The organism is Aeromonas sp. 600527 (genome assembly GCF_049175415.1).
GTDB classification, from domain to species: domain Bacteria; phylum Pseudomonadota; class Gammaproteobacteria; order Enterobacterales; family Aeromonadaceae; genus Aeromonas; species Aeromonas veronii_A.
The window spans coordinates 249,304-274,703 of the sequence record NZ_JAAKVA010000004.1 but is presented as its reverse complement, the minus strand read 5'-3'; the positions used below and the strand labels follow the sequence as shown (position 1 = coordinate 274,703).

Genomic DNA, 25,400 nt, shown 5'->3' with positions numbered 1-25,400 from the left:
TAAAAAAACGGCCGCAGAGCGGCCGGAAGAAAATAAAATAGTAGACATAGATATTACAGGGTATAACTGACTTCCAATCACTTGGAAGCTGTAGTGCAGAGCAACAGCAGCAACAGTGTTATCGCTGTTATTGCTCAGATAGTTGGTGGCATAGCCACCAACTGAATCGAGCTGGTTCAGTTTTCAATCCGAACTTAAGCCGAATCATACAGCGGTAGATACGTACTCGGCGTAACCAGCATCGATATTCTTCTAGTTCCCACTTTCTGGTATGACCGATAGTTGTTCCGACATTTTTGGTGGAAACTTTTTCATTACTATATCAAAGAACAGAGGCACGAAAAAAATAGCCAGAATAGTTGCTGTGATCATGCCACCGATGACACCTGTACCAATAGCATGGCGACTGTTGGCTCCAGCACCTGAACTGATTGCTAATGGCAAAACACCCAGCAAGAAAGCCAAAGATGTCATGAGAATTGGCCGTAGACGCTGTCGAGCAGCTTCAATAACTGCTGATTGTAAATTAGCACCTTGTGCATAAAGGTCTTTTGCAAACTCAACTATTAAGATTGCGTTCTTAGCTGACAGGCCAATTGTCGTTAATAGACCAACTTGAAAATAGACATCATTTTCAAGCCCGCGCACATATGTTGCAACTAATGCTCCAATTACGCCTAATGGTACTACTAATATAACAGAAGTAGGAATTGTCCAACTTTCATAAAGTGCTGCAAGGCACAGAAAAACAAAGAGTATGGAAATAGCATAAAGATACGGTGCTTGTGATCCCGACTTTTGCTCTTCCAGTGATAATCCTGTCCAAGAGACGGTAATACCATTGGGCAATTTTTCGGCTATTTCTTCAACGGCCTTCATGGCGTCACCGGTACTATAGCCAGGGGCTGCCTCACCAACGATTTCGACTGCAGAGTAACCATCATAACGTTCTAACCTCGGCGATGCCACCTTCCAACGGGTGGACGCAAAGGAAGAGAAAGGCACCATATCTCCTTTACTGTTACGAATATACCATAGGTTAAGATCATCGGGAGTCATTCGATAATTTGGCTCCGCTTGCATGATTACTTGTTTTTGGCGGCCACGGTCAATGAAATCATCGATATAACTACTACCCCAACCTGTTGATAGAGTTTCATTAATATCATCAATACTGACACCTTGTGCGATTGCTTTTTCATAATCAATATCGATAATAAACTGAGGGCTATCTTTCATCCCATTAGCTCTTACATTTGCTAGTCGAGGATCCTTGTTGGCATTCTCCAGAAATGTTTTTTCTAGATTCATTAGTTCATTGTGCCCCAGATTTGAACGATCTTGCAAAAAGAAGTCAAAACCAGAAGATGTTCCCAAGCCACGAATAGCTGGTTGATTGAAAGCCATTACATTGGCTTCCTTTATTGAGGAGAAATATTTGTTGGCTCGTTTTATTATGCTATCAACCTGATCGTCTTCATTTTTACGAAGGTCCCATGGTTGTAGTTTTACAAATGCCATTCCCATATTTTGCCCGCGACCAGAGAAGTTAAATCCATGTACAGCTAGCATCATCTGCACATTATTTTTTTCTTCGCTGGAAAAATAATTGTTTACTTTTTCCAAGGTAGCCTGAGTCTGTTTTAGATTGGCTCCATCAGGAAGCTGAATAGATACAAAAAATGAACCCTGGTCTTCCGTAGGCAAGAACGATGATGGTAATACCTTAAATAAACCAAGCATTACGCATAGCAGTAAAACATAGATGAGAGTAAACGTTCCTCCTCTTTTAAGTATTTGTACCAGGCCAGTTTCGTAGTTGATTGTCATTCTCTCAAAATATATGTTGAAAGTCTCAAAAAATTTATTTCTTGTCGAGCTGTCATGTGTCGCTTTTAATAATGTTGCACAGAGGGCTGGCGTAAAAACCATAGATGTAATTACAGATAGCCCCATGGCTGCAACGATAGTAAGTGAAAATTGACGATATATAACACCAGTTGAACCACCAAAGAAAGCCATAGGAATAAAGACAGCGCTTAATACTAGTGAGATACCAACTAGTGCACCTGTGATTTGATCCATGGATTTGCGAGTCGCCTCAATAGGAGAAAGTGACTCCTCCGTCATTAAACGCTCGACATTTTCTACGACGACAATTGCATCATCGACCAGCAAACCGATAGCCAGTACTAATCCAAACATGCTAAGGGTGTTAATACTGAACCCCATAACCGACATAATCCCGAATGTACCTAATAGTACTACTGGAACTGTAAGGGTTGGAATCAAGGTTGCACGAAAATTTTGCAAAAACAGATACATGATAAGAAACACAAGGATGACAGCTTCAAATAGTGTTTCTACAACCTCTTCAATTGATAACTTTACAAATGGCGTCGTGTCGTTAGGATACTCCAATTTATAATCCATTGGGAATTGTTGAGACAATTCATCCAGTTTTTCACGTACCAGCTTTGATGTAAGCATCTCGTTCGCACCAGATGCCAGTTTTATACCTACTGCTGCCGTAGCTTGGCCGTTTAATAATGAAGATGTGTCAAAAGATTCGCTATTTAATTCTACTCTTGCAATATCTTTCAATTTTACATTTTTACCATCAGTTTTTGCCAAAACTACAATGTTCTCAAATTGCTCGCTGGTATTCAAACGACCGCGACCAACAATCGTTGCACTGAAGTCTTGAGCTGATGTGGCTGGTGCTCCACCGAGCTGACCAAAGGATACTTGAGAATTTTGGGATTTAATAGCTTTTTTAATATCAGCAACAGATAAGTTAAGCTGTGCCAATTTATTAGGATCAAGCCAGATACGCATGGCATATTGGCTACCGAATACTTGTAGCTCTCCAACACCGTTGACCCGGCCTAGTGGTTCATAAATATTATTTAATAAGTAGTCTGAAAGATCTGCCCGGCTGACTTTTGGATTGCTGGAGGTAATTGATGCAATCATTAGAAAAGAGTCGGATGTTTTTTTAACCATGACACCCTGTTGTCTTACTGCATCAGGTAAATGAGCCTCAACAGTTTTTAACTGATTTTGTACCTGCACCTGAGCGATATCAGGATCGGTTCCTGGTTCAAAGGTTAGTTGAGTGACACCATTACCATTCGAATCACTCGTTGACTTTATATACATCAGATTATCGATACCAAGCATTTTCCGCTCAATATTCTGAGTTACTGTATTCTCTACAGTTTCAGCCGACGCACCGGGGTAACTTGTAGTAATTCGAACTACTGGGGGGGCGATATCAGGGTATTGCTCTATAGGCATAAAGATAATGGATAATATGCCTGAGAGCATTATTATTATGGCTAAAACCCAAGCAAAAATAGGGCGATCTATAAAAAAACGAGCCATGTGATAGATACTCCGGCCTTAGTTATAAAGGTATGGTTTTACTAAATCACCAGGATTGATTTTTTGAATCCCTTCAACAATAACTTTATCAATGCTTGACAAACCAGATGTAACAGTCCAATTAGAACCAGTCATTTTACCTAGCGACACATTTTTTATTGCAACATGATTATCTTTGGTTAGTGTCATTACAAATGCTTCTCCGCGAGGAGTCCTCTGTATTGCTTTCTGGGGTATTAAAAAGCTGTCCTTTAATGAACCCTCTTTTATTGAAGCTTTGACAAACATGCCCGGTAGTAATTTGTGTTCCGGATTCGGCACTGTTACACGAACCAATACCATACCTGTATCTTGGTCAACACTAATGTCAGAAAATTTTATACTGCCAAGATGAGGGTAATCGGTATCATTCATTAGTGATATTTTTACATTATTTCCTGTTGAGCTAAGGTTAGTGATTTTTCCTTTGCTTACGGCGTTTTCTAGATTGATGAGGTCAGTAGATGACTGATTCACGTTAATATAGACATGATCAAGTTGTTGTATAGATGCAAGCGCTGCCGTTTGGTTGGCGGTGACCAGCGCGCCCTCAGTGATATTCGAGCGACCGATTTTTCCGCTGATAGGGGCTCGTACATTTGTATAACCAAGATTTATTTCAGCTTCATCTAGTGCTGCTTTAGCAGCCATGACGGCAGCTTTTGCCTGTTGCCAAGCTGAGTGATTCTTATCATAATCTTGTTTACTTATAAGATGTTTGCTTAAAATATATTTAAATCGTTCATCTTGCAGTCTCAGCATCTCTTCATTAGCCTGTTCTTTTGCTAATTCAGCTTTGAGTTTTTTGACTGTTGCCTCATATGGTGTTGGATCAATCTGATACAGTATTTGTCCTTTTTTTATATCAGCACCTTCTTCAAAGAAACGCTTTAAAATTATTCCATCAACTCTGGGCCTTACTTCAGAGACACGCTCTGCTTCAACTCTACCAACTAAACTTGTAATGACAGGGATGTTTTCATTAACTAAGTTAATATAACTAACCTCAGTAGGTAAGGTACTTATAGATGGCGTGTTAGTATTTCTATTGCATCCACTGAGTAGTGCTGAGCAGCTAAAAATAACAAAGGATAACAATAGAGTATGTTTTCTATACATGCATTTATTACCTGGCTGATAAAAATATGGGTGGCAAGAAGATATAACCTTATGACTGTAAGTGAACAGCAGAAATCATCCTTGGCGATATTTAATACTTGATAGATATATTCTGTATTAATTTACAAAATCAAGTATGCTCATTAATTATTAAAGTGTAACCAAGATATGTGTTATGAATGTGTTTATCTGTAGCAAATTGTGTCAGCAATTAATTGATGATTGTTTTTAAAGACAAAAAGAAAAAGCAAAAAAAAATGCCGGATGACCGGCATTTTTTATTTTAATGCTATCTGTAATTAGAAGTTATATTCCATGGAGATAGCTACGATATCATCTGTCGGCTGACCATATTTGCTATAGCCACTCATGGAACCATCATCCAGCAGATTCATTTTATAATCTACAAAGGTAGTGAAATTCTCGGTGAAGTAATATCTTACGGACAGGTCAACATATTCGTTAAGGCGGCCGCTAATATTGTTAGAGGTGTCTTTTACATCTTCTCTAATGTAAGCTGCGATGGGTTCAAAGTCGCCAGCACGATATTTTGCTACGGCTTCATAACCATTGCTCTCTGCAGCAAAACCATTGTTTACGATAGACTGATATTCACCATGAGAGTAGTTGACTGCCATGTAGAAACCGCTATTGGTATAGCTAATTGCGCCACCAACAAGTTTGGCATCATGGTCGCCACCAAACGATGAATAGTTTCTTTGATCGTTAGTTTTCTTGGCTTGGTTATAAGCAACACCCAAACCGAGACCATTATCAAAGTTGTAAGTAGCTGATGTGGCGAAACCGTTACCAGTCCCCATCAAATGATTACCAGAATTGGTAAAACGGTCATTATTTTGAGCTTTACCTTCACCGGTAAACTGAGCACCCAAGGAGAGGCCATCGTATGTATAGATGTACTGAAGCAGACCGTTGCTACGTCCAGTACCAAATAGATCGTTTACTTTACCAAGGCCATCACCACCAAATTCTGGCATGATATCAGTGGTGTTCTTTACTGCTTTATCGAACAAACCATCTTGACGACCATAGACTAACGTTCCGAAAGTATCATGCTTCATACCTGCATAGGCATAACGCAGTTCATCGTTGTCAGAGCCAGAGGTTGGCAAGTTATACTCAGCGAAACCAAAAGCATTTAGCTCATTATTGATAGCCGTTTCACCGTTAACATGCAGGCGAAAATAGCTTGAATCACCACGGAGATCTTTGTTACCGGAGGCATAATATTCACCGTTTACTCGGCCACCAATATCCAGCTTAGTACCATTTTGATTAATAACAGTGGCTGCTTGAGCGCCGCTGGCCAGTACTAAGCTGGTGATGGCCATAGTCAGTGCAGATTTTTTCATATCCATGTTTCCTCTGATGTAAACACTTCCGAACCTGTGATCGGCTCTATGGAAATCGGAAAGGGTCCGATAACCACACGGTAGGCGCCTGAACCTTGACTGGGCCTGAATCTGTCGCCGTTTAATTGAGCGGGGAAGGGGGCTGGAAATATCAGAAAAGACATTTTTGAAGTAGGTGAAAAGCAATTAAATTCAATGTGTTATTATCATTTTAATTTTTATGTATTTCGACATTCCTCATCAACCAAGCCGATAAAGCAAGTTGTGAGCTGTGTCACAGCTGATAGTGCCAACGCTTTTCTGGATAGCAGACGGCACACAACCTGTAGCACTTTGTGAACCTGGTTGTCTGCTATCTTGCATGAGCATGTATTGCGCCATAATGCTCAGGTTCTCCATCCGTTTTTTGCTGACAAATAGTTAGATTGGAGATCCGGAGTGCTGATGAGTTCACTAACATGACCTGCTCGTGCCACTCTTGAGCTGGTTGAAAGGGCGGTTGAAGTGGTGAGAATGGTGGTTGCCTATGTGATATGCCCAGCGCTGATGCTGTAGGTAGTCTGGCTTGCGATACCCAGTTTTGGATACAGCACATATACCCACCTAGTACTCCGCAGATTGCTTAAGGTACTTGCTGTCAAGGAGCTAGCAGGTCCATCCCGTGTTTCCTGCACGTAACCATATAAGAATGGGCTAGTTTACCCTGACAGCCATAACGCGTCGGCGTCTGCCAGCATATCAACTCACCAGTTTTGCTCTATCCGATAAAGGGCAGTTTAAAAATCGGTGAGTCTCACTCCTCGTCCCATCGGTGCTCCATGTATAAGGTCAGCCATATTCAGGCTGTAATACTGGAAACATTGCACGTTATCTGATGAACAATACCTTGTTTATATCTGCTGCAACAGTGAGGAATTGCGCCAAAATAAGCCAACGCCAGGGGGGCGTGACAGCGCCTCAGTTTGTTACACCTCCCTGTGTACCCGCACTGATGACGACGCTATCCTGGAAACCCAGCCCCTTTGAGTGTCTTGCCAGGTAGTCAACTTGCTTTTTGCCACAGGGTCAGCAGCAGATCCTGTTCCAGTTCATCCGGACCCTGTTGAGCGAAAGCGTGACGCTGCTCACCGGTTGCCCGCCAGCCGAGACGGCTGGTCTCCAGAATAAAGCTGCGCATGGCCTGATCCATGGTGAAGCTGAACTGGCAGCGCTGTTGAGCCATCAAATTGAGGCCGTCGAGGGTTGGCCAGCTGAGGGAGTGTTCCATGCTCACCGGATTGAGGCTGACCCGCAGTTGCCACTGATGGCGCGGGCCCGGCTGCAGATAGAGCAGATAGCCACCGGGGGCCAGCCAGCTAACAAGCTGTTCGGTCTTGACCTTGAGATCGTTGACCAGCAACACCTGAACCGAGCCTGGTTGCAGCGGCGCACGGGCGGGATCGGCAATGACAAATTGACCGTCCGGCTGCGCTTTTTTTGCAGCAAAGATGGTGTTTTTGGCGATATCAATCCCGGCAAACTGCCAGCCGGGCAGGCGCTCTGCCAGAGCACGGCAGTAGTAGCCTTCACCGCACCCGAGATGGATCAACTCTTGCGGGGCCAGCGGAGAGAGCAGGGAGGCCATTGCTTCAACCAGCGGCAGTTGGTGTCCGGCTTCCAGGAAATGGTGCTTGGCGCGCATCAGGGCGCGGCTGTCGCTGTCTTTGGGGTTTTTCTTGCCGGGAATGAGATCCAGATAACCTTCCGGTGCCGGATCGAAGTGATGTTTGTTGTCGCAATAGCGCCCCTGGGAGGCTTCATGAAGATGGAGCGGGCTGCGGCAACGGGGACATTGAAGGTGCATAGTAACTCTCTGGGCGAATGCCGGAACAGTGAAAGGCGTTCGGGATTATAGGGGAGAGGATCGAAAAAGGCTGCCGTAGCAGCCTTTTTTATCCCAAGGCCTCAGCCAGGCCTGCGGACGGGTCATCAGCGAGTGCCAAATACCACAATGGTCTTGCCGTGAGCAGAGATGAGCTCCTGCTCTTCCAGCATCTTCAGGATGCGGCCCACGGTTTCACGGGAGCAGCCGACGATCTGGCCGATCTCCTGACGGGTGATCTTGATCTGCATGCCATCCGGGTGGGTCATGGCATCCGGCTGTTTGGCCAGGTTGAGCAGGGTCTGGGCGATCCGGCCAGTCACATCCAGGAAGGCGAGGTTACCCACTTTCTGGCTGGTGTGTTGCAGGCGCTTGGCCATCTGGCCAGAGAGACGCATCAAAATGTCCGGGTTGACCTGGATCAGCTGGCGGAACTTCTTGTAGGAGATCTCTGCCACTTCGCAAGAGCCTTTGGCGCGAACCCAGGCGGAGCGCTCGGGATTCTCGTTCTCCTCGAACATCCCCATCTCGCCCAGGAAATCGCCCTGGTTCAGATAGGAGAGGATCATCTCTTTGCCCTCATCGTCCTTGATCAAGACGGCCACAGTGCCCTTGACGATGTAGTAGAGGGTCTCCGCTTTTTCACCCGCATGGATCAGGGTGCTCTTGGCGGGATACTTATGAATGTGGCAGTGCGACAAGAACCATTCCAGGGTGGGATCGCTTTGCGGTTTGCCAATGACCATGAGAATTCCTCTGTAGTGTCTTTTTATGGACTTGTGCGTCCGGGCAAGCTGCCAATCTTGCCATTCCTTGTATTGGTCGCAGTAGGATAAGAGCCTTTGCCTGTGCTGACAAGGCTTTGCGGGCTTTTGACAGAGCCCTTTGAGTAATGCCTGCTGCGCCGCTTCGGCCATTCTAGGGAAGATAGAGGTTGGAGATGTTGATTTTGATCTATTTCCATCCCAACTCCCCCTGTTCGGCAGAGATAAGCGACTGGGTTATGCTAGGGATCCATCATCATGATTAACAGGAGAGAGTGCGAGATGAAAGCCAAGGTCAGCTGGGTGGAAGGGATGAAGTTTGTGGGTGAGATTGAATCCGGTCACAAGGTGATCCTGGATGGTGCCAACCCCGGTGAGGGGGCCAGCCCGATGGAGATGATCCTGCTGGCGGTTGGTGGCTGCAGCTCCATTGATGTGGTCTCCATCCTCGAAAAAGCGCGCCAGTCGGTGACCGCATGTCATGTTGATGTCAGTGGCGAACGGGTCGATAGCGTGCCCCGGGTTTTCGAGAAGATTAATCTGCACTTCGTGGTGACAGGCAAGGGATTGGCAGAGAAACAGGTGGCCAGAGCGGTCGATCTGTCGATGGAAAAATACTGTTCTGTTTCCCTGATGTTGGAAAAAGCGGTACAAATTACCCATAGTTATCAAATTGTTGAAGCTTGATAACGATAGTTTCGTTGGTACCCTGGCATAAGGCCGTTACGTAAGGCCACTGCACAAGGCCATGACATAAAGCCATTACATAAGGAAAGTGCAATGAAAAAATTGATCGCTCTGCTTCCCCTTTTGGGCCTGGCGGCGTGCAGCAGCCCGCAACCTACCCAGTATCAATACAGCCAATACCAGTGTGGCGAAGAGATGCTGGCCGTTACCTATGATGCCCAGGCTGATATGGTGCAGTTCCCCTATGCCGGTGTTTACCACAAGCTGGCGCGTGTGGAGTCAGAGTCTGGCGCCAAATATTCTGACGGCCTGACCACCTTCTGGAATCAGGAAAAACAAGCTCTCCTTACCCAGAAAGGGGTGACGCTGCTGACCTGTACGCTGAAGTAATCCCGGTGTGTTCCCGCAAGAAGAGCGGCTTGTCATTCGACAAGCCGCTCTTCTTATTAAAAGCATTAACAAAAATGATGAGGACGTCAGTGGGTTGGTACTGGTGCCAGCAGTTTGGCCGCGAGCTGTTGGCTGAGAGCCTGGCGCTGGTTATCGGCAATGGCGACATCGCTGGCCAGCGAGATGGCGCTACTCCAGACGGCTTTCTGGGTTTTGCGGTCGAGTAGCACGATGGCCAGGGTGCCCTTGCGCTGATCTGGTGTGGCCTGCACCCCGGGCGTCATGCCAAGGCGGGAAAAAATCTGTCCATCGCTGATATCCTTGTTACCCGCTACACCGATAGCGACCCAGAGATCCGCTTCATCAAGAGGAACGCTCTGCCACCCCTTGCCATTGAGTTCTTTACTGACCGCATTCTGGATGGGTTCCAGCCATCCTTCGGCCTGATCGCCGGCAAACTGATATTGTTCAGCCAGTGCGTAGCGCGGAGTGGCGCCGAAGGTCCAGTCACCGAGCGAGCGAGCCACCATGGTTCCGGGCTCAAACGTTGGTGCTGACGGCCCGCTACTGCAGCCACCCAGCAGGGCAAGTAGCACCACAGAGAGAGAGGCAAAGCGCATCATAAGCTCCTTTGTATCAGGTGATTTTGCCCGTTTCGAGCAGTTGCTGGATCAGTGGCTTGAGGATCAGCTCCATGGCAAACCCCATCTTGCCGCCCGGCACGACGATGGTATTGATCCGCGACATGAATGATCCATCGATCATTGACAACAGGTAGGGAAAATCAACCTGTTTTATGCCACGAAACCGGATCACCAGCATACTCTCGTCCAGACTCGGGATCACCTTGGCGCTGAAGGGGTTGGAGGTATCCACCGTCGGTACTCGCTGAAAGTTTATATGGGTACGGGAGAACTGCGGGGTAATGAAGTTGATGTAATCATCCATGGAACGGACGATGGAGTCGGTCACTGCCTCACGGGAGTGGCCACGCTCCGAGGTATCGCGAATGAGCTTCTGGATCCATTCCAGGTTGACGATGGGCACCACGCCGATGAGAAAGTCAACGTGGCGGGCCACATTGTGATCCTCGGTGACCACACCGCCGTGTAACCCTTCGTAGAACAACAGGTCGGTATCGTTCGGCAAATGCTGCCAGGGGGTAAAGGTGCCGGGCATCTGGTTGAAGGGGACCGCCTCGTCAAAGCTGTGCAGATAGCGGCGATATTGACCGGTGCCATCCTGGCCATAGCCCTGGAAGAAGCTCTCCAGCAAGCCGAAGTCATTGGCCTCGGGGCCAAAATAGCTGATGTGGCGTCCCTGCTCGCGCGCCTTGCGGATTGCCACGTCCATCTCGGGGCGGGTATAGCGGTGAAAACTGTCACCTTCTACCACGGCCGCCTGATAACCCAGCTGGTGGAACATAGATCTAAAGGCAATGGTGGAGGTAGACGTACCGGCACCGGACGACCCGGTGACGGCGATAATGGGATGCTTGGCCGACATAGAATGCTCTCTTCCTTGGGAGTTTCGTTATACGGGCGTGAACCCGAGATGGTCAAGACGGCTCGTTGAAACGATCACGCGGCACAATATTGACCGATTCATGCAACTCGCTATAGACGATCACGGCGATGCCTTGCTGTAATTGAGTCCTTACCATAGCGACCTTAGCCTCAAGCGGCACATCATGCTCGCCATATTCGGTGCCTTCCTGCAGCACAAAGTGCTCGATCAGGTTGGTCAGGGTATCGGCATCCAATGCTTGCCAGGGGATTATCATGAAGGGATCTCGATGCAAAAGGGTATAACTGTCAGCTATTGTTGTGCGCAATAAAATGAGTGCAACCTCTTTTTACGCGTTTCGTGGAGTGTGAGACATGTTGTCTGAAGAGCAACGCCGGGCCCCCTCAACGATGTCGGCTCACATGGATCTTGCTCGCCGGCAGGCTATCAGTCGCGGCATGGTCTGGTTCTGGCTGTTGAACTGGCTGGTGGTGCTGTTTCTTGCGATACGCTACCAGGTCTACAGTCAGGCGGGCCTGGCCAGTGATGGTGCTCTACCATGGCGTTTTCAGAGTGAGTTGGGTTTTGTCATGGTAGTGCTACTGCTACTGCCGGTTGCAGCCCTGCTCTGCAACCATATGCAGGATCGAGTCTGGCTATGGTGCGCACTGGTCGTAATGTTGGTCTGGGGGGGCGTCTGGACGCTGCATATCTTCACCATTGGTGAAGTTGAGCTGCGGGGAGGTGCAAGCTATGCCAACGGGATCATGCGCCTCAATTTACTGGCCGCGCTGATCGCGTTCTATCCCGACCGACGCGTGCTATATGCCTATCTCAGTGTACCGTTGCTATTTGGCGTTGCGCGCTTGTGGTGGCTGGAGGTGGATTTTCCCCAGCTTTATCTGCTTGAAGTGGTATGTACCATCATGGCGCTGGAGGTTGGCCGCCGGATGCTGCATCGCTGGTTTGAGTTGGCCGTAATTCGCGAGCATGACAATCTGGCTCTGTTGCGGCGCCTCGATGCACTGGCCAAGCAGGATCCACTGACCGGTCTTGCCAACCGGCGCCACTTCAGTCAGGAACTCGAACGTTGCAGAGCCCATAGTCAGTCGAGCGGCACTCCGCTTGCCCTTATCCTCATTGATGTGGACTACTTCAAGCGCTTTAACGATCACTATGGCCATCAGGCGGGAGATGTCTGCCTGCGGGAAGTGGCGCAGTTGATGATGCGTGTGGTGCGCAGTGAGGCGGAGCTGGCTGCCCGTTACGGCGGTGAGGAGTTTGTGTTGCTGCTACCCGATGCCGATAGTCAGGGCGCAGCTAAGGTAGCGCAGCGGTTGCAGGATGGGCTGGCTGAAGTGCAGCTTGAGCATCTGGCATCCGACGTCGCCGATCGGGTGACCATCAGTCAGGGGATCGCAGCACTGGGAAACGGGGAGAGTGGCGAGCAGCTACTGGAGCGGGCCGATCAGGCGCTCTATCGGGCCAAGGAATTCGGACGCAATCAGTTCTGTGTTGCAGAGTGACTCTGTTCGGCAATCCAGCGGCTGATCCGCTCATCCAGCCAAAACCGTGGCCGCCAGGGCGTGCCGTGCAGAAAGCCGACATGGCCGCCGCGCTGGCTCAGCTCATAGCGCACCGTGGGCGAGAGTTGCTCCGGCCGTGGAATGACGGCGTGTGACATAAAAGGGTCGTCGGCGGCGTGGATGATCAGGGTCGGGATCGCGATCTGGCGCAGCAGGGGAAGGCCGGAGCAGCTCTGGTAGTAGTGGGTTGCACTGTGAAAGCCGTGCAGTGGCGCGGTGACCAGCTCGTCAAAATCACGCAGGGTGGCAATCTGCTCTACTTGCTGGGGTTGCCAGCGTTCACTCGCTTTCTGCTGCTGGCTGATTTTGTTGAGCAGATTGCGGCGCATGGTACGCAGCAGATAGTTCTGGTAGACCTTCGAGAAGCCCTGATTGACCCGCTCGGCGCAGCTCGCCAGTTGCAGCGGGGCCGAGACCACCACCGCCGCTTTCAATGCCGCAGGACAGGCTCGCGCCAGCAGATTGACCAGCATATTGCCACCCAGTGAAAAGCCGATGGCGATCAGCGGTTTGCCCGGGAAGCGCTGGCTCAGCTCGGCAATCAGCTCCTGCGCATCACCGATGGCGCCGGAGTGATAGGCTTGCAGGTGGCGATTGGGCTCGCCACTGCAACCGCGAAAGTGCATCAGCACAGCCTCTCTGCCTTCTTGCTGCAGGTGGGCGAACAATCCCTTGGCATAGTGGGAGTGAATGCTCCCCTCCAGCCCGTGAAACACCACTACCAGCGGCCGTTCATCAAGGCTGACTTCCCCGCTCCAGGCGAGGTCGACAAAGTCGCCATCCTGCAGTTCAAAACGCTCAGCCACAAAACGGGCAGGGGGGCGGCGCAGCCATTTGGGCAATATGGTCTGCAGATGAGGATTGCGGGCCCACCAGGGGGCGTGGAAGTGGCTCTCGGTCAGCATGGGGTCAGCCGGTCAGTGTCGAAGATAAGGAGGACGGGAGGAGTGACCTCCCGCCAGTCATTGGTTTATTTCAGCAGGCGATCGTGATGTTCGGCGCCGCGCAGCATGGCCTGGATCAGCTCGTTGGCCTCGAACTTGGTCAGCGCCTCATGGGCCCCCACCTGATGTGCACGCTCCACACTGATCTCGCTGGAGAGCGAGGTGTGGAGGATGATGTAGGCTCCCGCCAGTTTGCTGTCGCTCTGCACTTCGAAGGCCAGCTCGTAGCCATCAAGCCCCGGCATCTCGATATCGCTCACCAGAATGTCGATAGGGGTCTTCTGGCTGGCCCGTTGCTGCATCAGGGTCAGTGCATCCTTGCCATTGGTACAGACCTCATAAGGAATATTGATGTAGTCCAGCGCTGCCATCAGCTGACGGCGGGCAACCGAGGAGTCATCAACCAGCAGGATCCGCATCGGCTTGATCCGCTCCCGCTGCACATCGGTCAGTACCGGATAGAGGTGGCTCGGATCGTCCGGATAGACCCGGGAGAGGATCAGCTCCACGTCCAGCAACTGGATCAGCTGGTCATTGACCCGGGTTACACCGGTTACGAACACATTGTGGCCGAGGGCGGCGGGAGGTGATTCGATATCGCGCCAGTTGCACTCGGTGATCTTGTCGATACCCCGTACCAGAAAGCCCACCAGGGTGCGGCGGCAGTCGGTGATGATGATGAAGCAGTGCGGCATCTCCTCCTTGCTGATGGGGCGATAACCCACCGCCATTGCCATGTCGATCACCGGAATGGTGGAACCGCGCATGTTGGCGGCCCCCAACACGGTCGGATGCGAGTGTGGCATGGCGGTCAGCTGGGTGTAAGGGACTATCTCCTTCACCTTGAGAGTACCGATGGCAAAGGATTGCTGGGCCGAAAGGTGAAACAGCAACATGCCTTGGGATTGATTGGCTTTGCTCGTCATGGCAGATGTCCTGTTGGTCGAAACGTTGGCAGTCACTTCAGGTCTCTAGCATAAAGGATTACGGTGGGGATGGCCCTTCCTTGTTAACGATCATCTGGCAAAAAAACTGGACTCGTTCAGCCGATTTATTTGGCGCATTCACACCGGCGTCCGGTTATTGATCACCATCTTCGCCAAATCCCCACTGCTGGCAGGCAGCTTGCAATGAGGCCTCATCGGCATAACCCAGCTTGCTGGCCACCTGCGCGGGTTTGCTGCCGCCCTTGAGCAATCTGAGCGCCTGTAGAAGTTGCCACTGTTGTTGCAATTTACTCCCTTCCATCGGCGCATCGGCTTGTTGTGCCCACTGTTGCAGAGACTCCGGCTGGCCATTGGCCAGCGCTTGCCAGCAAGCTTGCAGCTCACCATAACCCTGCTGGCTGATGGCGCACTGTTGCAGCTCATCCAGGATCACCTGCAGTCGCTGACCGTAGGCCCCTTGCCACTCTTTCGGACGTTGCCACCGGGCTAGCGAGTCGAGCAGGGCATCGAGCAGCGGGGTCGTCTGCAGCCAGCCTGCCTGCTGCGGCTGAGCCACGCGCAAAGAGACATTCAGCTGATCGTACTCGCAACCGCTGAGGGGGCTGAAGGCGGCGAGGGCATCGGCGCAGAGCCAGAAGCTGCTGCCTGCCGGCAGCAATAGCTCATGTTGGCCCAGTCTCAGCAGCGCGGCGCCCCGGGTGATCCGCAACAGCTGCCCGACCGGAGTTCGTTTGCGGTTGCCGGCGTGCAGGCCCTGGCAGGAAAAATGGTGATACTCGATGGCGTGATGCATGTAAAAACCCTGATATGATGCTGCCTGGAGGTAACAAATATGGAAACCAGACGTAAAAAGCGCTTCATTGCCGGTGCAGTCTGCCCGGCGTGCGGCAAGTTGGACAACATGATGCTGTATCTGGAGCATGGAGTCGAGAAGGTGACCTGCGTCGCCTGTGGCGATACCCAGGTACAAACGCCTGCCGAGGTCGACAAGCAGACTCGCGAGGCGGAAGAGGTGATCGGGGTGTTTCGCCCCTGATAAGGGAACGGCGGGTGGAATGAGGGTCTCCTTGCTGACGCTGTTGCCGTTTTTTTCGTCACTCAGTGGCGCCGCACGGCATATGCGCGGCCCGCTTTTTAGGGTATTCTGAGCCCGTTTTTTTCTATCCGCAGGATCCTGACATGAAAGTAGCTCCTCTGAGCGTGGTTACGCTGGAATACACAGTCACCGACGAGCACGGTGAAGTCATCGACAGCACTGTCGGCAAAGAGCCGCTGGTCTATCTGCACGGCACCCGTTACCTGGTCTCAGGCCTGGAAGCCGAGCTGGAAGGTCGCGCGGTAGGTGAAGCCTTCGAAGTGACTCTGGCACCGAGCCAGGCCTACGGCGAATATGACGAGACACTGGTACAAGAAGTACCGGGCGAGCTGTTCGATGGCATGGAAGTCTCCGAAGGGGATACTTTTGTGGCTGAAACCGACGATGGCCACCGTCCGGTGACCGTGGTTGAAGTGTCCGAAGAGTTCGTCAAAGTGGATGGCAACCATCCGCTGGCTGGTGTGACTCTGGGCTTCAAGGTCGAGATCAAGGACGTGCGTGCTGCCACTGCCGAAGAGCTGGCTCACGGCCACGTTCACGGTGCCGGTGGTTGCGGTCACGATCACGGTCATGACCACGATCACGGCGGCTGCTGTGGTGGTCATGGTCACGACCATGATGAGGATCACGGCCAGGGCGGTTGCTGCGGCGGTGCTGGCCACGGTCACGATCATGGCCACGACCACGGTGATGACCATGGTCACGGCGGTTGCTGCGGTGGTGGCGGTTGTGGTGGCAAGGGTCATCACCACTAATCACGGCCAGGCCGATGATAAAAAACCCGCGATAATCGCGGGTTTTTTATTGGCTGACAGTGGTGCCAAGCCATGTCGCCAGACCAGAGATAGCGCCGGTTCAGTAGTGCGGCGGAGGGGTCTCTTCGGCCATGCTGGCAATCTGGCTGGGTTGTACGCTTTGCAGTTTGTCGATCAGCAGCTGGATCTGGTATTTGAGTCGATCGAGTTCACGGCCCTGGGTGGTTACCTCGTCGTTGAGCTGCTCTATGGTGTACTCCGCATAGGCGAGACGGGTTTCCAGGGTTTCGATGCGATCGTTAAGTTGCTGACTCATGGGCCTTCGGGTCCTTACTTGATTGTCCAGATTTCGGCCAGACCACTGGAGCTGGCACTGACAAGGTGGCTATTGTCGCGCAAAGCGACGCCGTAGACCACTGCGCTGGGCGGTTTCACCTTGGGTTGCGGCGAGACGCGCCAGCTCTGCAGCAGGGCACCATCGCTCACTTGCCACAGGGAGAGCTGACGGGAAGGGGCGCCGGTGATGAGCCACTTGCCATCGTTGGCAAAGCGGGCGCTGGTGTAGACCTCGAAGCGGTGATCATATTGCAGCTGACTCACCTCCTTGCCGGTTTTCAGATCCCAGATGCTGGCCCGGCTGCTGTCGGCGGTGAAGGCGTAGCGGCCGCTCGGCTCCAGTCTGGCCATGATCACCCGGCCACCATGGTTGAACCGCCAGATCACCTGCCCGCTACGGGTATCCCACAGATAGGCGCTGTAGTCGTTGCCGCCAGTCAGGGCGTAGCGACCGTTGGCGGAGAGATCCACCGTATTGACCTGTTCGGTGTGCCCCAGAAACTGCAGGCGACGACCGCTTCGGGTATCGAGCCACTCGGCCTTGCCATCTTCCCGACCTATCAGCACATAACGACCGTCGGCAGAGAGCGCGATGTCCCTCAGCCTGGATTCAGGAAGTGAGTAGTAGCCTTGTGATTGCCCGTCGTTCAGCCGCCAGGTAGCAAAGGTGTCTGGGGTGGCGGTGACGGCATGGCTGTTGCCTTCGGAAAAGCGGGTAATGAATACCAGATCATCCGCCGAGTCGGATTGCTTCCAGCGCCAGCGTTGACGGTTCTGTTCCAGATCCCAGACGATGATGCCCTGGCTGATGCTGGAGACGATGGCCTGCTTGCCATCACTGGAGAGATCTGCGGTCAGCAGACCCGTGCTGGCGAGGGTCATTTGCTGGTTGGGTTGGGAGCTCTGCTCGCAACCGGTGAGCATTAAACAGAGGCTCACCAGATAAATGGCACTTTTTATCATTTTTGCGGTCTCACGCTTTTGTTACCTGCGATCACGGCGTTAGTATAAGGCGCTTATCACGATAAACCTCTCATTTCACGATGGAACCGAGAGCGGTATTTGGAGTTTGGAGAAACTGATGAACAAATTTCTGAAGGTGTCCCTGTTGGCGGCGGCCGTTGCCGTCGGTCTGACTGCTTGCCAAAAAGACGAGAAGCCTGCTGCGGCCAATACCGCCGAAGTGAAGGCAGAAGCCAGCAAGCCGGCAGAGGCGACCAAGGCTGAAGCCAAGAGCTTTGAAGAGCAATCTGGCTACGCAATTGGCCTCTCCATGGGTCGTTACATCGCCAATACCCTGGAGCGTCAGCAGGAACTGGGCATCAAACTGGACAACACCGTGATCCTGAAAGGGGTGACTGACGGTCTGGGCAAAGAAGCCAAGATGACTGATGAAGAGATCCAGAAGGTACTGCAGGATTACGACGCCAAGATCAACGAGCTGACCAAGGCCAAGGCCGAGAAAGACGCCGTTGAGAATCTGAAGAAGGGCGAAGAGTTCCTGGCTGCCAACGCCAAGAAAGAGGGTGTGAAGAGCACTGAATCCGGCCTGCAGTACGTGGTCGAGAAGATGGGCACTGGCGCCAAGCCGAAATCTACCGACATCGTCAAGGTTCACTACACCGGTACCCTGACCGACGGCACCAAGTTCGACAGCTCCGTCGATCGCGGCGAGCCGGCTACCTTCCCGCTCAACCAGGTTATCCCGGGTTGGACCGAAGGTGTTCAGCTGATGCCGGTTGGCTCCAAGTTCAAGTTCTTCCTGCCGTCCAAGCTGGCCTATGGCGAGCACGGTGCAGGCTCCATCCCGGCGAATGCCGTGCTGGTGTTTGACGTTGAGCTGCTGGCTATCGAGAAGCCGACTGCTGACGACGCCAAGAAGTAATCCCTTCTTGTAGTTAAAAACGGCTCCTTAAGGAGCCGTTTTTACTTGTGTATTCCCTGCAATCGCGGGATAACAGAGCTGTCTTGGCGTTGGGTTTGCGCGCGAAAATAAGGCAAAATAGATCGCAGAATCAAAAACAAGGATGAGTCCAGTGGCTGAAAATAAATCGCGTGTCCTGCTGGTGGAAGATACCCGTAGTCTGGCGGTGGTCTATGAACAGTACCTGCGCCAGGAGGGGTATGAGGTGGTTCAGGCCGACTGTGGTCAGCAAGCGTTGGCGCAGTTGCTGGCAAGTCCTCCCCCCGTGGTGCTGCTGGATCTGGAGCTGCCGGATATGTCCGGTATGGATATTCTGCAAATGATCACCGAACAGCAGTTGCCTTGCTCGGTGGTGGTGATCACCGCCCACGGCTCGGTGGATGTGGCGGTGGAGGCGATGCGCCTCGGAGCCTTCGATTTTCTGACCAAGCCGTTTGACAGCAAGCGACTCTGCGCCACCGTTCGCAATGCCTTGAAACACCAGCAGTTGAGCTCGCTGGTTGCCCACTATCGGGAGAACTTCGAGCGCAGCTCCTTCTTCGGCTTTATCGGTGCCTCCATGTCGATGCAGGCGGTCTATCGCATCATCGAAAGTGCGGCGCCCAGCAAGGCGACCGTCTTTATCACGGGCGAGAGCGGCACCGGCAAAGAGGTGTGTGCCGAGGCGATTCACCAGTGCAGTCCCCGCAGCGAACAGCCCTTTATTGCCCTTAACTGCGCCGCCATTCCCCACGATTTGATGGAGAGCGAGATCTTCGGTCATGTGAAGGGCTCTTTTACCGGCGCCCAGGGGGATCGCAAGGGGGCGGCCAGTCTGGCCGATGGCGGAACCCTGTTTCTCGACGAGATCTGCGAGATGGATCTCGACCTGCAGAGCAAGCTGCTGCGCTTCATCCAGACCGGCACAGTGCAGCGAGTCGGCAGCGGCAAGCTCGAGACGGTGGATGTGCGTTTTATCTGCGCCACCAACCGGGATCCGCTGGTGGAGGTGAAAGCAGGCCGTTTTCGCGAGGATCTCTACTATCGGCTCCACGTCATTCCCCTCACCCTGCCGCCGCTGCGGGAGCGGGGTGAGGATATCCTGCTGCTGGCGCGTACCCTGTTGCAGAGCTACGCCAAGGAGGAGAACAAACGCTTCAAGGATTTTGATGTCGAGGCGGCGCGAGTGCTGCTCGACTACCCCTGGCCTGGCAACGTACGCGAGCTGCAGAACGTGGTGCGCAATATCGTGGTGCTCAATGACAAGGAGCTGGTGAGCCCGGATATTCTGCCGCCACCGCTCAATGGGGTTCGCCCCCAGCTGCCGGCTGCGATTGCGGCAGCGGTGGCATCGGCTCCGGCCGCCACCGGGGTTGCCAACGGGCCAATTCGTCCGCTCTGGCTGGTGGAAAAAGAGGTGATCGAACAGGCCATCGCCAGCTGTGACGGCAATATTCCCAAGGCGGCGGCCCTGCTCGAGATCAGCCCCTCTACCATTTACCGTAAAAAGCAGGGGTGGGAGGAGTCCAATCGGGCCTGAACCATCTTGCCAGCAGAAAGGGCGGCTAGTGTGCCGCCCTTGCTATTTTGGGGATCAGAGTTTGGCGAGGCGCTTGAGGCGGGCCAGTCGCTCCCCCTCGTTGGCGCTGAACCAGCGGTCTTGCGACAACAGAAACCAGGCACGGGAGAAGTATTCCGCGGCCAGCGGATCGTCGAGTACCAAGGCATTCTCCCCCAGCTCCTCGAACAGATAACCATCCTCAGGTTCGCCTGCCTCGGCCATATCGGCCTTGAGCTGGTGCAGCTCTGCCAGTGCCTGCTGGTGCTGACCCTGGGCCCGGGTCAGGCGAGCCAGACTCCAGCGAGCGATAAACGCCTTGGCCGGCTGGTTATGCTGCAGATGCCAGGCCAGGCACTTCTGTTGCTGGATTTTCGCCTCATCAAAGCGGCCCAATTCGAACAGGGTCCAGCCCTGATTGTTGTAAAGGGGGGCAAGCCAGCCACGCACCTTCTCGTCACTGCTGCGTTCCGCCAGCTCCATCGCCAGTTGATGCCAGCGGCTCTGCTCTTCCAGTGGTGCGGCGATGGCGATCATGTGAGCGGCGTCGATGGCGAGATAGGTTTCTTTCTCCTTGAGCCCCCATTGCCAGGCTTGTTCAAACAGCGGTTTGGCACTGGCTTTGTCGCCCGCCGAGTTAAAGGTGCGGCCTCGTTCCAGCAGGGCCCTGATCCGCGCTCTGGGGGTTTGATCGGTGAGGCGGGGCTCTATCTCGTCGAGCAGCTGATGGGCTTCGGCAAACTGGCGCTGCAGCGAGTGGGTGCGGGCAATTTGGGTCAGCAACTCCAGTTCGAGTTGCAGGTCGGCGGCGGCACGCGCTTCGGGAAGAAGGGTGTGAAAACGCAGGGCGCTGGCGGCGGGATCCTGATAATCCCACAGCGCCATGAAATCGGGCGGATTGTCCATCTGGCCTCCTTGCTGGTTATCCTGTTACCAAGATGCCTGCAGGCCATTGTTTGTACAAGGGGCGCCCGTCACAGAGCGCCCCTTGCATCATGCTAACTGCTGTGGCCGGTTGGTCAGTAGACCATGGCCAGGCTCATCAGCATCAGACCGAGGGCGGCAAAGGCCCCCTCTTTGATGGCGAGCCGTGGCACCAGCGCCTTGGGCAGGGCCGGAAACAGGCTCAGGGCAAAGCCAAGGCCCGGCATCAACCAGTGGAATGCCGGATCGCGCAGGGCGGGATTGGCGGCTCCATTGATGATGATCAGCAAAATAAACAGGGTGAAGGCGGGGAGGATAAACCAGCGTACCCCACCGGCGGCGACCGCCCGCAGCGGCGAAATGCGATAGAGCAGCATGGTCACAAGGAACAGTACAAAAGGGGCCAGCAGATAGAGCGGAGCGGGGTTCATAACATCTTTCCTGAAAACTGATCGTCAAAAAACAGGGAGTCCGGTGCAAGAGGCGCGGGATTTAATCACTCTTCGCAGGTAATCACCAGCAGCCCGGGCCCGGGCTGTGAAGAGGATCCCGGATAAAGGTTTGCTAGCGCATCTTAGTGCAACCAGAACCAGGCTGCTGCAAATCCCAGCCAGCTCACCACCAGCAAGATCCAGGGCAGGGGATGCTGATGGCTTACTTCAATCACTTCAAGCTGATCGTCTTGCTCTTCGGTTTGTGGCGCGCCCTGTGGCTGCCTGGCTTTGGCCTGCATTTTTTTCTGGCGGCTCGCTTCGCGGGCTCGCGCCTTCATCTGTTTCTTGTATTCGTCGATGCCTTTCTGGATCCCTTGCGCGATAAGCTGGGTCTGTTCCTTGGTCTGCCCCGGCTTCTGGTTGGCACGGGCAATTTTCATCGCCTCCTGCTGGGTCTCGGGGGAAATCTTGTCGTACTTGGCCATCAAATCATCTCCTCGGGCATGGCTGGCTGGGGAGTATGCCACAAAGGCGCGTCCGGGTGGCGCCTCCTTGGTGCGGGAGGGGAGCAAGTGAGTGACTGCTCAACAAAAAACCTGATAAATCAGCAGGAAGCCGGATGTTGGGCCGAAGATCACAATTAACGGAATTTGTGAGTCATCGATGAAAAACGGTCATCTGTTGTTTGTTATATTGGCGCCCGACCGGCTGGATAAGGTCATTAAATAACAAAACAATCAAGGTGATATGGATATGAATAATAACTTCATCAAAGGCGGCGTGGCACTGGCCGTGCTTGCTGCACTGACTGGCTGTAATACCTCGAGCAATGACACCGTTGCACCCTGCACCGAAAATGTCTGCAAACTGACCATCCTGCACACCAACGATACCCACGGCCGTTTCTGGCACAACGCCGAAAATGAGTATGGTATGGCTGCCCAGAAGACTCTGGTCGAGCAACTGCGTAGCGAGGCCAAGGCTGCTGGCAGCGAGGTGTTGGTGCTCTCCGGTGGTGATGTTAATACCGGGGTGCCGGAGTCCGATCTGCAGGATGCCGAGCCTGACTTCGTCGGCATGAACAGCATTCGCTACGATGCGATGGCGGTGGGCAACCATGAATTCGACAACCCCCTCAGCGTGCTGGAAAAGCAGCGCAAGTGGGCTCAGTTCCCCATGCTCTCGGCCAACATCTATGACAAGGCCAGCGGTAAACACTACTTTGACCCCTACAAGGTGTTCAAGCTGGAGAGCGGCCTCAAGGTCGCCGTGCTGGGGCTGACTACCGAGGATACCGCCCAGCTGGTGGATCCCAACAACGTGCAGACCCTGGAGTTCCGCGATCCGACCAGCGAGGCGGCCAAGCTGGGCAAACAGATCCGTGACAACAAGGAGGCCAATCTGGTCTTTGCCATCACCCACATGGGCCACTATGCCGATGGTCAGCACGGTAGCAACGCGCCGGGCGATGTAGAGATGGCTCGTGCGCTGCCGGCAGGGACTCTGGATGCCATCATTGGTGGTCACTCCCAGAATCCGGTCTGTATGGAACCGGGCACCACCAACAAGTACGCCAATTTCAAACCGGGTGATAACTGCCAGCCAGATCAGCAAAACGGTACCTGGATCATGCAGGCTCACGAGTGGGGCAAGTATGTGGGCCGTGCCCAGTTTGAGTACCAGAATGGCAAGCTGACCCTGACCAGCTATGACCTGATCCCGGTCAACCTGATCAAGCGCAATGCCAAGGGCGAGGCGATCGATGCCAACGGTGCCGTGACCAAGGACCCGGCCAACATGGTGTTGATCCAGGATGAGATCACCAAGGACCCCGAGCTGTATAACACCCTGCTGGGTTATCAGGAGAAAGGTCAGCAAGAGCTGAATGTCGTCATTGGCTCGGCAGATGGCTTGCTGGTTGGTGATCGCAACTCGGTTCGCAACAAACAGACCAACCTGGGTCGTCTCATCACCACGGCGACCAGCAGCAAGCTGGGGGTCGACTTTGGTATCGTCAATTCAGGCGGTGTGCGTGACAGCATCCCGGCCGGTGATATCACCTACCGCAGCGTGCTGCTGGTGCACCCGTTTGGCAACACGGTCAACAAGGCGGCCATGAAGGGGAGTGATCTGGCGACCTATCTGGGCCAGGTGGCAACCAAGACCCGCAATACCGGTGGTTATGCCCAGTTTGGCGGTATCAACATGGCGGTGGATTGCCAAGCCAAGAGCGTCAATATCACCAGTATCGGTGGCAAGGCGTTTGATCCGGCAGCAACCTACAGCTTCGCGATCCCGAGCTTCAGCGCCTCCGGTGGTGACGGCTATCCGAAGATCGATACCATCAATGCCGGGTTGGTCGATGCTGCCGTGCTGAAAGAGTTCATCGAAATCAAGAAGACCATCAACGTGGCCGATTATCAGCCAGGCAATGAGGTGAGCTATCTGAACTCAACGTCTACCGAAGGGTGTAACTGATTCGTCAGCGGGGCGCATAGCCCCAGATGTGATCCGAAAGGGCAGCCGGTGGCTGCCCTTTGTCGTTGTTTGGGTGGCGGTTACAACTCTTCAATCATCAATGACGATAGCCACCGCCTGTATGAGGTCAGGTGAGGGGATGAAATGAAAAGAGGCAGCCCGTGGGCCGCCTCTTGCGTAGTGACAATCTAAACCTTACAGCTGTTCGATACCGACGATATGCCAGGGGGCATTGTTCTTGGCCAGATCGCGCTCGAGGTGCCACACCTCTTTAATGTCTTCCTCGACCTGCTCCTGACGGTCCATGTAGCGGCCGCTGAAGCGCACGCTTACCTGAGCCCAGTCGCTGCCGTAGTCGGCGCGTACCAGCTGGGTATCGACGTACATCACTTCCGTATGCTGGTCGCCAGTCAGTTCGGTGCGCTCGGCTTTGAGCTGTTCAAACAGCTCGGGGCTGACGTACTCGCGCACCTTTTCCAGATCGTTCTTGTTCCACGCCTCTTGCAGGGTGCGATAGTGATCGCGGGCACCGGCCAGGAAGCTGTTCATGTCAAAGCCTGGCGGCAGGCGGAACGGCACATCGCTGTCGGCAAAGCCGGTGGCTTGCGGTGCGCTGTTGCTCTGCTCAAACTGCTGCGGGGCCGTGGATTGCGGTGGCTGATAGCCCGCATAGGCCGCCTGTTGTGGCTGTGGCGTCGCGACCTTGCCCTTGCGCAGGGTACGGATCAGGAAGACGGCACCCAGCGCCAGCAGGGCGATCAGCAGGAAGTCCATTCCTTGCAGACCTTCAAAGGCACCGCTGCCCAGCAGGTAGGCAAACAGGCCGCCAGCCAGCAGGCCGCCCAGCAGGCCACCCATCATGCCGCTCTTTTTCGGCGGCGTCTGGGCATTCAGTGTCGGATTCTTGTTGTCGACCGGTTTGGCCGCAGGCTGGGCCGGCGCAGTTTTGTAACTTTTACCAAAGGATTTGCCGCCGCCAAATTTCTTGGCTTCGGCGTGAGGTGCCCCCAGGCCAATGGCCAGGATCACGGCAAACAGGGTCAGCATCTTTTTCATTTTGACTCTTTTCACTCTCGTCTGTGGGTGGGGCATGCTCCGCTTTGGCAAGCTCAGCAAGGCGCATGGCAGGCTGCCTGTCCCTAATTGTGTCGCAGCTTGTATTCATCAATATCACCTCTGGCATGAATTATTCATGAACGAGGTAGCCGCGATGCGGCGTCAAACAAGAGGAGTAAACCGGATGAAAAGCAGAAGATTGAGTCGCAAGGAGCGCAAAATGCGAAGCAAAATCAAAATGGTCAAGGTAGAGCAGA

At 53.2% G+C, this 25,400-nt stretch carries 25 protein-coding genes; 8 read left to right on the top strand and 17 right to left on the bottom strand.

Annotated elements, in window-relative coordinates; genetic code table 11:
* Window positions 1–252 precede the first annotated feature (252 nt).
* From G5154_RS08340 to crp, 5 genes are all read right to left on the bottom strand, one after another.
* Window positions 253–3,387 (bottom strand): efflux RND transporter permease subunit, encoded by a 3,135-nt coding sequence (locus tag G5154_RS08340; protein ID WP_216980220.1) that lies wholly within the window; start codon window positions 3,385–3,387, stop codon window positions 253–255.
* A gap of 18 nt (window positions 3,388–3,405) precedes the next feature.
* On the bottom strand, window positions 3,406–4,545 hold the full coding sequence (locus G5154_RS08335) for an efflux RND transporter periplasmic adaptor subunit (RefSeq protein WP_216980221.1): 1,140 nt from the start codon (window positions 4,543–4,545) through the stop codon (window positions 3,406–3,408).
* Window positions 4,546–4,844: 299 nt separating this feature from the next.
* The gene (locus G5154_RS08330) at window positions 4,845–5,918 is read right to left on the bottom strand and encodes a porin (protein ID WP_216980222.1); all 1,074 of its coding nucleotides are present in this window, start codon (window positions 5,916–5,918) and stop codon (window positions 4,845–4,847) included.
* Window positions 5,919–6,960: 1,042 nt separating this feature from the next.
* Complete coding sequence (locus G5154_RS08325; protein WP_421250712.1) at window positions 6,961–7,761, bottom strand: putative RNA methyltransferase; 801 nt, start codon at window positions 7,759–7,761, stop codon at window positions 6,961–6,963.
* A gap of 125 nt (window positions 7,762–7,886) precedes the next feature.
* Window positions 7,887–8,525: a cAMP-activated global transcriptional regulator CRP gene (crp, locus tag G5154_RS08320; RefSeq protein ID WP_005335304.1), complete on the bottom strand. Its 639-nt coding sequence runs from the start codon at window positions 8,523–8,525 to the stop codon at window positions 7,887–7,889.
* A 300-nt stretch (window positions 8,526–8,825) separates the two neighbouring features.
* Between crp and G5154_RS08315 the strand changes: the two genes are divergently transcribed.
* Both G5154_RS08315 and G5154_RS08310 read left to right on the top strand, forming a co-directional pair.
* On the top strand, window positions 8,826–9,230 hold the full coding sequence (locus tag G5154_RS08315; RefSeq protein WP_421250718.1) for an OsmC family protein: 405 nt from the start codon (window positions 8,826–8,828) through the stop codon (window positions 9,228–9,230).
* Between the two features lie 93 nt (window positions 9,231–9,323).
* Window positions 9,324–9,620, top strand: coding sequence for an MliC family protein (locus G5154_RS08310; RefSeq protein WP_005348285.1), 297 nt, complete (start codon window positions 9,324–9,326; stop codon window positions 9,618–9,620).
* An 86-nt stretch (window positions 9,621–9,706) separates the two neighbouring features.
* On the opposite strand, the gene G5154_RS08305 is transcribed toward G5154_RS08310, so the two are convergent.
* Genes G5154_RS08305 through G5154_RS08295 form a run of 3 tightly spaced genes read right to left on the bottom strand, consistent with a single transcriptional unit; the run spans window position 9,707 to window position 11,403 of the window.
* On the bottom strand, window positions 9,707–10,240 hold the full coding sequence (locus G5154_RS08305) for a DUF4136 domain-containing protein (RefSeq protein WP_005348282.1): 534 nt from the start codon (window positions 10,238–10,240) through the stop codon (window positions 9,707–9,709).
* A gap of 16 nt (window positions 10,241–10,256) precedes the next feature.
* Window positions 10,257–11,126 (bottom strand): phosphoribulokinase, encoded by an 870-nt coding sequence (locus G5154_RS08300; RefSeq protein ID WP_421213090.1) that lies wholly within the window; start codon window positions 11,124–11,126, stop codon window positions 10,257–10,259.
* Window positions 11,127–11,178: 52 nt separating this feature from the next.
* Window positions 11,179–11,403 carry a YheU family protein gene (locus G5154_RS08295; RefSeq protein ID WP_005348275.1) on the bottom strand — a complete coding sequence of 75 codons (225 nt, stop codon included), beginning with the start codon at window positions 11,401–11,403 and terminating at the stop codon, window positions 11,179–11,181.
* A gap of 145 nt (window positions 11,404–11,548) precedes the next feature.
* On the opposite strand from G5154_RS08295, the gene G5154_RS08290 reads away from it, so the two are divergent.
* Window positions 11,549–12,652, top strand: a complete 1,104-nt coding sequence (locus G5154_RS08290) for a membrane-associated sensor domain-containing protein (RefSeq protein ID WP_421250711.1) — start codon at window positions 11,549–11,551, stop codon at window positions 12,650–12,652.
* Here the strand turns inward: G5154_RS08290 and G5154_RS08285 are convergent.
* The 3 genes from G5154_RS08285 to G5154_RS08275 form a co-directional block, all read right to left on the bottom strand.
* On the bottom strand, window positions 12,631–13,617 hold the full coding sequence (locus G5154_RS08285) for a hydrolase (protein WP_421250710.1): 987 nt from the start codon (window positions 13,615–13,617) through the stop codon (window positions 12,631–12,633). The genes G5154_RS08290 and G5154_RS08285 overlap by 22 nt on opposite strands.
* 65 nt (window positions 13,618–13,682) lie before the next feature.
* On the bottom strand, window positions 13,683–14,582 hold the full coding sequence (locus tag G5154_RS08280) for a chemotaxis protein (RefSeq protein WP_371178290.1): 900 nt from the start codon (window positions 14,580–14,582) through the stop codon (window positions 13,683–13,685).
* Window positions 14,583–14,736: 154 nt separating this feature from the next.
* Window positions 14,737–15,396, bottom strand: a complete 660-nt coding sequence (locus G5154_RS08275; protein WP_421250709.1) for a hypothetical protein — start codon at window positions 15,394–15,396, stop codon at window positions 14,737–14,739.
* A gap of 39 nt (window positions 15,397–15,435) precedes the next feature.
* Between G5154_RS08275 and G5154_RS08270 the strand changes: the two genes are divergently transcribed.
* On the top strand, window positions 15,436–15,639 hold the full coding sequence (locus G5154_RS08270; protein WP_005335287.1) for a YheV family putative zinc ribbon protein: 204 nt from the start codon (window positions 15,436–15,438) through the stop codon (window positions 15,637–15,639).
* A gap of 143 nt (window positions 15,640–15,782) precedes the next feature.
* Window positions 15,783–16,454 carry a peptidylprolyl isomerase gene (gene slyD / locus G5154_RS08265; protein WP_005348264.1) on the top strand — a complete coding sequence of 224 codons (672 nt, stop codon included), beginning with the start codon at window positions 15,783–15,785 and terminating at the stop codon, window positions 16,452–16,454.
* Window positions 16,455–16,554: 100 nt separating this feature from the next.
* Here slyD and G5154_RS08260 read toward each other — a convergent pair whose 3' ends face one another.
* Together G5154_RS08260 and G5154_RS08255 are read right to left on the bottom strand one after the other, a co-directional pair.
* On the bottom strand, window positions 16,555–16,770 hold the full coding sequence (locus tag G5154_RS08260) for a SlyX family protein (RefSeq protein WP_005335285.1): 216 nt from the start codon (window positions 16,768–16,770) through the stop codon (window positions 16,555–16,557).
* A gap of 14 nt (window positions 16,771–16,784) precedes the next feature.
* Complete coding sequence (locus G5154_RS08255) at window positions 16,785–17,753, bottom strand: hypothetical protein (protein ID WP_021230804.1); 969 nt, start codon at window positions 17,751–17,753, stop codon at window positions 16,785–16,787.
* A gap of 118 nt (window positions 17,754–17,871) precedes the next feature.
* On the opposite strand from G5154_RS08255, the gene fkpA reads away from it, so the two are divergent.
* Entirely contained in the window at window positions 17,872–18,675 is an 804-nt protein-coding gene (gene fkpA, locus G5154_RS08250) for an FKBP-type peptidyl-prolyl cis-trans isomerase (RefSeq protein ID WP_421250708.1), read from the top strand.
* A gap of 151 nt (window positions 18,676–18,826) precedes the next feature.
* Window positions 18,827–20,233, top strand: a complete 1,407-nt coding sequence (locus G5154_RS08245) for a sigma-54-dependent transcriptional regulator (protein ID WP_164537592.1) — start codon at window positions 18,827–18,829, stop codon at window positions 20,231–20,233.
* A 54-nt stretch (window positions 20,234–20,287) separates the two neighbouring features.
* Here G5154_RS08245 and G5154_RS08240 read toward each other — a convergent pair whose 3' ends face one another.
* The 3 genes from G5154_RS08240 to G5154_RS08230 form a co-directional block, all read right to left on the bottom strand.
* Entirely contained in the window at window positions 20,288–21,157 is an 870-nt protein-coding gene (locus tag G5154_RS08240) for a hypothetical protein (RefSeq protein WP_421250707.1), read from the bottom strand.
* A 113-nt stretch (window positions 21,158–21,270) separates the two neighbouring features.
* A complete protein-coding gene (locus G5154_RS08235) occupies window positions 21,271–21,606 on the bottom strand; it encodes a hypothetical protein (RefSeq protein WP_107684268.1) in 336 nt (111 codons plus the stop codon).
* 143 nt (window positions 21,607–21,749) lie between these two features.
* Window positions 21,750–22,094, bottom strand: a complete 345-nt coding sequence (locus G5154_RS08230) for a DUF2956 domain-containing protein (RefSeq protein ID WP_193859634.1) — start codon at window positions 22,092–22,094, stop codon at window positions 21,750–21,752.
* 268 nt (window positions 22,095–22,362) lie between these two features.
* Between G5154_RS08230 and ushA the strand changes: the two genes are divergently transcribed.
* Window positions 22,363–24,087 carry a bifunctional UDP-sugar hydrolase/5'-nucleotidase UshA gene (ushA, locus tag G5154_RS08225; RefSeq protein ID WP_421250706.1) on the top strand — a complete coding sequence of 575 codons (1,725 nt, stop codon included), beginning with the start codon at window positions 22,363–22,365 and terminating at the stop codon, window positions 24,085–24,087.
* Window positions 24,088–24,282: 195 nt separating this feature from the next.
* Here the strand turns inward: ushA and G5154_RS08220 are convergent, their stop codons facing one another.
* Window positions 24,283–25,143, bottom strand: coding sequence for a Tim44 domain-containing protein (locus G5154_RS08220; protein WP_421250705.1), 861 nt, complete (start codon window positions 25,141–25,143; stop codon window positions 24,283–24,285).
* Window positions 25,144–25,400 lie beyond the last annotated feature (257 nt).

Excerpts from the sequence above, each read along its gene's own strand:
- G5154_RS08340 (WP_216980220.1), bottom strand. The coding sequence starts at position 3,387 with ATGGCTCGTTTTTTTATAGATCGCCCTATTTTTGCTTGGGTTTTAGCC.
- G5154_RS08335 (WP_216980221.1), bottom strand. The coding sequence starts at position 4,545 with ATGTATAGAAAACATACTCTATTGTTATCCTTTGTTATTTTTAGCTGC.
- G5154_RS08330 (WP_216980222.1), bottom strand. The coding sequence starts at position 5,918 with ATGAAAAAATCTGCACTGACTATGGCCATCACCAGCTTAGTACTGGCC.
- G5154_RS08325 (WP_421250712.1), bottom strand. The coding sequence starts at position 7,761 with ATGCACCTTCAATGTCCCCGTTGCCGCAGCCCGCTCCATCTTCATGAA.
- crp (WP_005335304.1), bottom strand. The coding sequence starts at position 8,525 with ATGGTCATTGGCAAACCGCAAAGCGATCCCACCCTGGAATGGTTCTTG.
- G5154_RS08315 (WP_421250718.1), top strand. The coding sequence starts at position 8,826 with ATGAAAGCCAAGGTCAGCTGGGTGGAAGGGATGAAGTTTGTGGGTGAG.
- G5154_RS08310 (WP_005348285.1), top strand. The coding sequence starts at position 9,324 with ATGAAAAAATTGATCGCTCTGCTTCCCCTTTTGGGCCTGGCGGCGTGC.
- G5154_RS08305 (WP_005348282.1), bottom strand. The coding sequence starts at position 10,240 with ATGCGCTTTGCCTCTCTCTCTGTGGTGCTACTTGCCCTGCTGGGTGGC.
- G5154_RS08300 (WP_421213090.1), bottom strand. The coding sequence starts at position 11,126 with ATGTCGGCCAAGCATCCCATTATCGCCGTCACCGGGTCGTCCGGTGCC.
- G5154_RS08295 (WP_005348275.1), bottom strand. The coding sequence starts at position 11,403 with ATGATAATCCCCTGGCAAGCATTGGATGCCGATACCCTGACCAACCTG.
- G5154_RS08290 (WP_421250711.1), top strand. The coding sequence starts at position 11,549 with ATGGATCTTGCTCGCCGGCAGGCTATCAGTCGCGGCATGGTCTGGTTC.
- G5154_RS08285 (WP_421250710.1), bottom strand. The coding sequence starts at position 13,617 with ATGCTGACCGAGAGCCACTTCCACGCCCCCTGGTGGGCCCGCAATCCT.
- G5154_RS08280 (WP_371178290.1), bottom strand. The coding sequence starts at position 14,582 with ATGACGAGCAAAGCCAATCAATCCCAAGGCATGTTGCTGTTTCACCTT.
- G5154_RS08275 (WP_421250709.1), bottom strand. The coding sequence starts at position 15,396 with ATGCATCACGCCATCGAGTATCACCATTTTTCCTGCCAGGGCCTGCAC.
- G5154_RS08270 (WP_005335287.1), top strand. The coding sequence starts at position 15,436 with ATGGAAACCAGACGTAAAAAGCGCTTCATTGCCGGTGCAGTCTGCCCG.
- slyD (WP_005348264.1), top strand. The coding sequence starts at position 15,783 with ATGAAAGTAGCTCCTCTGAGCGTGGTTACGCTGGAATACACAGTCACC.
- G5154_RS08260 (WP_005335285.1), bottom strand. The coding sequence starts at position 16,770 with ATGAGTCAGCAACTTAACGATCGCATCGAAACCCTGGAAACCCGTCTC.
- G5154_RS08255 (WP_021230804.1), bottom strand. The coding sequence starts at position 17,753 with ATGATAAAAAGTGCCATTTATCTGGTGAGCCTCTGTTTAATGCTCACC.
- fkpA (WP_421250708.1), top strand. The coding sequence starts at position 17,872 with ATGAACAAATTTCTGAAGGTGTCCCTGTTGGCGGCGGCCGTTGCCGTC.
- G5154_RS08240 (WP_421250707.1), bottom strand. The coding sequence starts at position 21,157 with ATGGACAATCCGCCCGATTTCATGGCGCTGTGGGATTATCAGGATCCC.
- G5154_RS08235 (WP_107684268.1), bottom strand. The coding sequence starts at position 21,606 with ATGAACCCCGCTCCGCTCTATCTGCTGGCCCCTTTTGTACTGTTCCTT.
- G5154_RS08230 (WP_193859634.1), bottom strand. The coding sequence starts at position 22,094 with ATGGCCAAGTACGACAAGATTTCCCCCGAGACCCAGCAGGAGGCGATG.
- ushA (WP_421250706.1), top strand. The coding sequence starts at position 22,363 with ATGAATAATAACTTCATCAAAGGCGGCGTGGCACTGGCCGTGCTTGCT.
- G5154_RS08220 (WP_421250705.1), bottom strand. The coding sequence starts at position 25,143 with ATGAAAAAGATGCTGACCCTGTTTGCCGTGATCCTGGCCATTGGCCTG.